The following is an 8,040-nucleotide window of genomic DNA, read 5'->3' as shown; positions in this document are numbered from 1 at the left end:
CTTGTTGTAGGGGGGTATTACAATGGAGGAACAAGGATGCGGTATTACCGGATCGACTTTAAGACAGCGGGTTCTTCGGGTGTTTATGTTGATTTGTTGCGAAACTGGGAGTACTACATTACGATTACCGATGTCTCGGTAGACGGCGAAAACAGCGAAGATGAAGCTTATCGCGGTCCCAGCAGAATCATCGCCAGTGTAGAGTCCTGGAATGCGGCCAGTAGCGATTTCTGTATCGGCATCTCCCATCTGTATGTCTCCAAGCGTTATCCGATCGTTAAACATGATGGTACAGAGATGTTTGCCGGAGATGGTAGGATACAAATAAAAACCACTCATCCGGATGGTTGGCAGTTCGATACCGATGCGACCACTACCGCTACTCTTGCATGGGCGAATGTTTCTGTGACCGGTGGTGTTGCCAACACGGATTATCAGTTGTCGTTTGCCCCGGGGGTAACGACAGTTCCTCGTAGGGGTGAGGCAATAATAGTGTCCGGTAATTTAAAATACAAAATCTATTTTATTCAGGGTCCTTTCTTGGCCGGGTCCAATATCTACTACGATGCTGTTGCCGGGCATTTAACTTTTGGTATTGATGACCCTTCAATGGAGATGTATCAGGGTGTTTTGTTTAAATTTGGCGGCCTTACGGGTGTTGCTCCTACTCCTGCTAATTATAGTACTTCTACTGTTACTTATCCTCCGAGCGGCGGGTCCACAACATCGTCACCGGCTTGGGGTTCTATTCCTTATACAAATACAGGTGATCTTGTCCATAACTCTGCTAGTATTGCACAAGGTAAAGGTGATATCTGTAAATACCTGACTAGTAAGGGTTGGGCTCCTTCCGGAAACTGGCGTTTGCCAACGAGAGATGAATTAGTCTTCTTATTAAATAATAGTGGTGGTTCTTGGGTGAATGGTACAAACACCTCTGGCAACGATGCGGGTACGAACAGTATAGCTTCAGGATGGAAAAATCCTGGTGATATAAATTATCCTTATGAATACTTCTTCCCCGCTTCAGGGGCCCGCAACAGCAGCCCGGGTACGTTGACCAGTGTGGGTACGACCGGGGCCTATTGGTCGTCGTCACTGGATGGTCCGACCGGTGTTAGCTTGGGCTTCTCCAGTGGGGGCGTGAACACCGACATCCCCACGGGCCGAGCGTACGGCTTAGCTGTTCGCTGTGTTGCAGAATAAGCGAACTGAAAGTGAGCGTATTCGATTGATTGGATTAATTTCCTCCGTGCATTTAAAAGCACGGAGGATTAAATACTGCCGTAGGCAGTCGAGAACAATTTTTTTTTGAAAAAAAACGGCAAAACCAGCGATTTATGGCATCAACAGCGGAAATTTTAGCAAAAGGGGCTCTTCTCGAGCCATGGATCTTTCTTTACAGGGAAGGCATTTTCTGGAAAGCCTACCAGCAGTCAGCCTATCGTGTCTTGCAACGTAAGCCAGGGTTCAGGCTGAAGAAAAAGTTTGTCAAGGCAGTTTCGTGTGAAGTCGTGTCGTTGGGCTTTCCCGATGAAACATTGGAGCGTATCTTCAATACGGAAGAAATAGAAAATGCCGGTGAAAAGATGATCTGCATACAGGATAATGATATTGATATGCAGGCTTACCGGGAATGGTTCGATGCGGTTCCTTTAAGCGAACAGAAGGAAAATGTTGCACCGCCACAACCGGAGCTTATATATATAAATACCCAAGATACCGTGCTGAAGAAAATCAGGGAGTTCCCTATTGAACAATCCACACCGATAGATTGTATGATTTTCCTTGTATCGGTACGTAAAGAGTTGAAGGAGAAATTATTTTAATTTTCAAAATCATTTTCTTGAAAAAATTAAACGGTTTCTGAGTATGGCAATATATGAGAATCTCCCGGTATATAAACAGTCTTATGATCTGTTACTTGAGATATACGGAATGTCCAAAAACATGTCGCGTGATTACCGCTATACCATCGGCGAGGAACTGAAAAAAAGAATTATGGATTTGATGGTATGCATTTACCATGCCAACGGCAGTACGAATGAAGGCAAGGGAGTGCATCTGAAACAAGCGCGGGAATATATCGTTGAGATAAAGCTTTATATACGGCTGTTGGCGGACTTAAAGCAGATTTCGGTCAAGAGGCTGGCAGACCTGACGGAAAAGACGGAATCGGTCTCAAAGCAATTGTCGGCTTGGGAGAAAAGCGTAAGGAAAACCGACGAAAAGAAGCCGGATAGTACAGGATGAATTTCGCAATCTATCCGATTAGCGCTCTTTCGCTATCGTGGATTGTAAATTATAAAACAGAGTTATAAATCATTAAAAACAAACGCATGGGCAAAAAGTGTAACGTAAAAAAAGCATAAGCCGGGAGTTCCGCCGGGCCATAGTGAACCCGGCGGGAGGGTGGCGAATAAATTCAGCAGTCCGCCAATTCGTTCGTTTTTCAGGTCTGAGGGCCCGGTTTAAACGAAAGGTTGGCTATACACACAGAGATTGTAATTCCGTTCAAAGGTTTACCCCTTGTCCGCCTTTACATTCATTCCAGAGACTGCTTTATCCCCGCTTCAGGGAACCGCAACAACAGCACGGGTACGTTGAACAATGTGGGTACGAACGGGTACTATTGGTCGTCGTCACCGAATGGTACGAACGGTTATAACTTGAACTTCAACAGTAGTAACGTGAACACCGACAACAACGCGAACCGAGCGAACGGCTTAACTGTTCGCTGTATTGCAGCATTTATCAAGTTTTTTACATGATTAGAATTATCGGATATGAGAAAAAACAATTTATTGGCAGACTTATTCCATGCATACTATGATACAAGGAAGAACAAGCGCAACACCATTAATCAGTTGCGTTTTGAAATGGATATGGAACAACACCTCTACGACCTGTACCGGCAGATACGGGAACGGAGGTATGAACCCAAGCCGAGTCTGGCCTTTATCGTCTTCAAGCCCGTGCAGCGGGAAGTCTTTGCCGCCGATTTTTCGGACAGGGTGGTACATCATTTGTTTTTCAACTATGTCAGCCCCCTTTTCGAGAATACCTATATAGAGGATTGTTACTCGTGCCGCAAAGGCAAAGGTACAAGCTATGCGGTGAAGAGGCTGGAGCGTCATCTCCGAAGTTGTTCTAATAACCACACTTGCCCGTGCTTTGTTCTTAAACTGGATATACAGGGCTATTTTATGAGTATCGACAGGAGTATCCTTTACAGTATGATAACCAGGACTCTCGAAAAATTTGCAGATCGCCAGGACAGCAAAGGCGTGAAGTGGAAAGACAGGCTGGATTACGATCTGGTTATGTACCTGGCAGAGGTCATTATATTCAATGACCCGACAAAAAAATATCATATCAAAGGAAGCCGCTCGGACTGGGTGGGTTTACCGCCAAGCAAAAGCCTTTTTTATTCGGGAGAGGGGCGGGGCTTACCCATCGGCAACCTGACCAGCCAGCTGTTCAGCAATATCTACCTGTCGGGATTTGACAACTATATCAAACGGAAGCTGAAGTTCAAACATTATGGCAGGTATGTAGATGACTTTTTTTTAGCCGATACCGATAAGGAGAGGCTGAAGGCGGCTATCCCGAAAATAGACGCTTATCTGCACGATAAACTCAGGATAAAGCTTCATCCAAAGAAAATATACCTCCAACCCTATGGGAACGGAGTATTGTTTATCGGGGGGTATGTCAAACCCCACAGGACGTATTAGGGAACAGAGTGAAAGGAAATATGAACAAAGGTTTAGCTGAACTAAAAAAACAAAATGATCCGGATTTGAATGCTCTACGTTCATCTGTAAACTCTTATCTGGGAATAATGAAGCATTACAAGTCTTTTTATATACGCAGGGAAATCATGATAAAGCAAGCCTGGATTTTTAAATATGGTTATGTGCAGGACTGCTGCTCGGTTTTTAAACTGAACAGGCCCGGAAGAAATATCGCAACTATCGGACTGGATGCAGATGTACACACCTGATGTAAAACGAAATACGGAGAACCATTTTCCCGTTTCAAGGATATAATTAGACGCAGAGCCTGTATGTAGTTTTGTAAAGTTTGTATTAAGATGGGTCTCGTCCACCGGGATGACCATACGGGGTCCCTTTAGTTCCGCTATTCCGATGCGGTATGATAGTGTGTATACTTCATAAGCGTAAATAATAGCAAAATACCCGTATCTCTATGGTGTGGACAGTGGGCATGATACATGCAGATAAGTATGGGAAAGAGGATAGAGGTCGTCGCCAGACGGGTATTTCGCAAGATTACATAGCAATGTGTACCCCACCAGCAATTACGAGAGCTGTGCCAACGGCTTCACTGTCCGTTGTATTGGATACGAACTGAAAGTGAGCGTATTTGATAAATTCCCTCAAATGTCTCATTTTTCAGAGAAAAATATGAAGAAATTTCTTTTCTGTTGTTACAGAAGATTGAAACGGTAAGCAGGACAGTACTACAAGTATACCCTCTCCATAATATACGAGTGAATGAGTAAGCAATATGCAGATGAATGAAGATCTGAAATTGCTGGAAACCCGTATCGTGGATAAGTATAAGTATCGGTTTTCAAAAAATAACAGAGCCAATCATAACAAAGAAAATAAAACAAATGATTTGCTTGAACTTGAAAGAGATATACAGGATTTGTAAAACTAAAACCCGAGAAGGTTATATGGTAAATATAAAAACACCTGATTACAAATAGATAATAGTTCATTGAAGCACATCTTGTTCAATAGATTTATTTTCAAATGAATATGATCTGCAACAATTAGGTTTTAATTTATAATACTTGATTTTTAAATATTATTTTACTTAGCTTCAAATTAAGTATTGACTATAAAATCAACGAACAATGAGCGATGGATTTGAACCGATAAGAGATGGTCAGGAAGCAAGACTCCAAAGACATCTATACGTATGAGTGTCAAAAAAGAGGATATAAAGAGGCAAAGCACGAATAAAATTACTATTGTGTTGAGAAATAGTCGGTTAATGTCTTCTGATATTTTCATAAATTTAAGTATACATAATCGTTTTATTTTTTCTGAAGAAAATTTTCAACTAAAACACGAAAGGAATGAACAACAACTATAACTACAATTTAAAACCAGAACCGACAATACAAGCCATAAGATTAGCAGACGAGTTAAAACAAATCGGAGTAAAATGCGAACTAGAAAAATCAGACGGATATAAACACATAGACATTGCTATAACCAGCGCATTTCTTAATATAGAAATAGATGGTTGCCATCATAATCTGGATAAAGAACAAGCAAAAAGAGACTTAAATAGAACATACTACTCCTATATAAAAGGATACAATACTATCAGAATTCCCAATTCTTTACTTAAAGAAGAAAAAGACATAAAATATACAGCACAAAGAATAAAAGAAATGATAGAACAAAAACCTAAATCATACAATCAAAGGGCTATCCAAACAATTAAGGAGAAGGAAAAAATAAAATACCTAACAAGGATCGGAATTGGAATAGGAATTGTAGTAATTATAGCAATATTAATCTTATAAAATCCCTAAATGAGATAAATATTTTCTAATTACCCGAAAAAAAATCTAAAAGATCAGTTATCAGACTATCTTTTAAAGCCGTTATTAGCCAAAAGCCAAGGTCTTTTCGTTGTAATTTTCTTGTATGTAGTAAATTGTTTGATGTGTTTCAATGAATATGCCAATACGAGCGAACTTCAATAATTTGTTTAATTACGGCACAAAATAAAGAACAACTAATAAGTGTAAAGGTACTCAATTTTAGCCTTAGTATTACCTAAATATTACATGCTATACAGTATTAATTAATCTTTCCCATTTTAATTTCCGATTTTAGAATCTCATATACATACGCCGAACTTTCAATATATAACCCCGTTGCTTCGTCTGAAAGTTTTTCAAATGTTTCAGAGTTGTGAAACAGGACTATTGCTTCAGGCATAGACATACCATGATCTTCCATCAGGTAAGCAATGATATCCTTTGTTATGCCTTCTATTAAATATTGTGCTTTTTTATTCATAATACTTTGAGATATACCACAGCTTTCTGTGAATGAAAGAAATATTGGGAAGATATTTTCTTGTATCTTAGCCCGCTCACTAAAGTAGGTAGTTCGATAATTCCATCATCGAAATTACGAAATAGTGTAGCTATTGTATCATCGGCTACTGGTCCAATAACAATATCGTATTCATGAACAGGGTATACCTGTATCCGACTCCGATTGCCCATTACAAACAAAGCCCATTCTTCATCAGGGTTTTCAAAATGCTTGATCAACAAGGTAGGAGTATTATTAAATGCTGCTGTTTTGTCAAATTCAAAAGCAGTAACAATTGGCTCCCCTCCATAAATGGATGCGGTACGCCTTGCCATCTGCATAGCTTGTTCTTTGATTTCTGTAAGATAAAAGCCTTGTCCAAAATCCTTATATGGTTTGCATTTAGCAAAGTTTATCGTATTAATAGTTGTATTTGAGCCGTGAAATAATTTCATAATATTCCTCCCCCTTGATTATAGCAAATACGGGCTAGATCCTGAACACTGTCCTCGAATGACAGTAAATGCTCCGCTTCGTAATGTTCGGTAAGAAAATCCAACCCCTTATGCCGATTCAGGTAATTGCTTGCCTCACGTACTGTCAGATTATATGTTTTGGCAAACTCATTTATGGCAGCAATGACATATCCGATAACCCCTTTATCGATGCTTCTTGCATTAACTAACTTGACCGTAGCAGACAATTCCAATGCTTCCAGAACTTTATTGACGGTCTTTATTGTCAGCCCTTTCCCGCTTTCTATTTTTGAGATTTGAGCCTTTCCGACACCAACTTTTGCGCCGAGTTCCTCTTGAGTCATTCCTCGCCGAAGCCTTTCATTTCGAATCAGTGCCCCTATTTTATTGATTTGAACGTTCATAATTATCTTTTCTGCAAATATAAGCAAAAGTTTCCAATTTGAGAAACATTAAATACGGTTTTCCAACTTCTCCGTGCAAGATTGCATTACATTATTTATTCCATCCATAACGCCCGTTATAGAAAGTTGTTTTGAGTTCAATATAGCAGAGTTAATTCATGATTTGAATTCAGGATCTCCGCTTCTATATCTTTAAGAGGTTTATTTATAACAGTAACTATACTTTTTTCGATTGGTTTGAGCCAGCTTGCCTCAATAACTGATTTTGCATTTAATTGCTTACGATACTCATAAAATTTCCATAATTCTATTAGCGTTTGAAATTTCTTATCTTGAATAGTATCTCCACTAAGTTGAGTTAATGTCAGCTCCTTTTGCAAGTAATGTTACCTCTCAGAAAAAATAGGAAGAGGCTTAAATCTAAAACAAATTCTGTAGGTTTGCCTCAAAATCAGCCTTTATGGTCTTAAAAAAGTCTTGCTGTAATTGTAGTCCACCCAAGACAATTCCATTTTGTACATTCAGAATCGCAAAAAAATCAGCCAAATCAATTAAATCAACGGCTCACCGTTGAAGTGAATTCTTATTCGTAAAACTTAGCCCTACAACACCTATTGTAAGGGGTCGGTATGGTATGTCTGTTTCACCAAACTCATAAACAATACAGCTTCTAAAAATACTCGTTGATATTACCAAATTTTCAAATAGATTATGATCCCTTGTTTTCTCAGACTTTTTTGTTTAGTCATTCATACGTAACGAGCCATTCGTATTCTTCCCTCCATAGCTTTGTTTAAAGAAGTTCTAATTGATAGGCTAAGCCGGATGATGGGATTTCAAAGGATGTTTTCGGTTGTCAAATAAGCACTATCAGGACAAAAATAGGTAACGTTATTTAAATGGTTATTCTTTCTCTTTGTTGTTATTTTGTATTGGTATTACATTTTAGACTATTGTATCTATCAATGACGATATAATACAATAATAAATAAAAGCATATACTGTTTCAAATATAACTCTGCATATATAAAAAAGAAAGATATAAAAGATTATGAAAGGAGCATCTAG

At 39.2% G+C, this 8,040-nt stretch carries 10 protein-coding genes and 1 pseudogene; 8 read left to right on the top strand and 3 right to left on the bottom strand.

Going from position 1 to position 8,040, the window contains the following annotated elements; translation table 11 throughout:
• From HGC4_RS14365 to HGC4_RS14335, 8 genes and pseudogenes are all read left to right on the top strand, one after another.
• A pseudogene (locus HGC4_RS14365) lies at window positions 1-1,206 on the top strand (hypothetical protein); the annotation flags it as partial.
• A gap of 134 nt (window positions 1,207-1,340) precedes the next feature.
• Entirely contained in the window at window positions 1,341-1,829 is a 489-nt protein-coding gene (locus tag HGC4_RS14360; protein ID WP_050710830.1) for a hypothetical protein, read from the top strand.
• Between the two features lie 43 nt (window positions 1,830-1,872).
• Window positions 1,873-2,253 carry a four helix bundle protein gene (locus HGC4_RS14355; protein ID WP_050710829.1) on the top strand — a complete coding sequence of 127 codons (381 nt, stop codon included), beginning with the start codon at window positions 1,873-1,875 and terminating at the stop codon, window positions 2,251-2,253.
• 533 nt (window positions 2,254-2,786) lie between these two features.
• Window positions 2,787-3,737: an RNA-directed DNA polymerase gene (locus tag HGC4_RS18715; protein ID WP_157258318.1), complete on the top strand. Its 951-nt coding sequence runs from the start codon at window positions 2,787-2,789 to the stop codon at window positions 3,735-3,737.
• Between the two features lie 20 nt (window positions 3,738-3,757).
• Entirely contained in the window at window positions 3,758-4,006 is a 249-nt protein-coding gene (locus HGC4_RS14340; RefSeq protein ID WP_157258316.1) for a hypothetical protein, read from the top strand.
• A gap of 206 nt (window positions 4,007-4,212) precedes the next feature.
• A complete protein-coding gene (locus tag HGC4_RS18710; protein WP_157258314.1) occupies window positions 4,213-4,377 on the top strand; it encodes a hypothetical protein in 165 nt (54 codons plus the stop codon).
• Between the two features lie 162 nt (window positions 4,378-4,539).
• Entirely contained in the window at window positions 4,540-4,683 is a 144-nt protein-coding gene (locus HGC4_RS18705; RefSeq protein ID WP_157258312.1) for a hypothetical protein, read from the top strand.
• Between the two features lie 430 nt (window positions 4,684-5,113).
• Window positions 5,114-5,569: a DUF559 domain-containing protein gene (locus HGC4_RS14335; RefSeq protein WP_050710825.1), complete on the top strand. Its 456-nt coding sequence runs from the start codon at window positions 5,114-5,116 to the stop codon at window positions 5,567-5,569.
• Window positions 5,570-5,849: 280 nt separating this feature from the next.
• On the opposite strand, the gene HGC4_RS14330 is transcribed toward HGC4_RS14335, so the two are convergent.
• The 3 genes from HGC4_RS14330 to HGC4_RS14320 are packed head-to-tail and all read right to left on the bottom strand — an operon-like array spanning window position 5,850 to window position 6,972.
• The gene (locus tag HGC4_RS14330; RefSeq protein WP_050710824.1) at window positions 5,850-6,071 is read right to left on the bottom strand and encodes a hypothetical protein; all 222 of its coding nucleotides are present in this window, start codon (window positions 6,069-6,071) and stop codon (window positions 5,850-5,852) included.
• A complete protein-coding gene (locus HGC4_RS14325) occupies window positions 6,068-6,547 on the bottom strand; it encodes a DUF3990 domain-containing protein (protein WP_050710823.1) in 480 nt (159 codons plus the stop codon). The genes HGC4_RS14330 and HGC4_RS14325 overlap by 4 nt, the downstream gene beginning before the upstream one ends.
• Window positions 6,544-6,972, bottom strand: coding sequence for a DUF3791 domain-containing protein (locus HGC4_RS14320; protein ID WP_050710822.1), 429 nt, complete (start codon window positions 6,970-6,972; stop codon window positions 6,544-6,546). Before HGC4_RS14320 ends, HGC4_RS14325 begins: the two co-directional genes overlap by 4 nt.
• Window positions 6,973-8,040: the final 1,068 nt, after the last annotated feature.

Origin of the sequence: Dysgonomonas sp. HGC4 (assembly GCF_001261715.1) — a bacterium.
In the GTDB taxonomy this organism is placed as follows: domain Bacteria; phylum Bacteroidota; class Bacteroidia; order Bacteroidales; family Dysgonomonadaceae; genus Dysgonomonas_A.
This window is presented reverse-complemented; position numbering and strand designations above follow the sequence as displayed.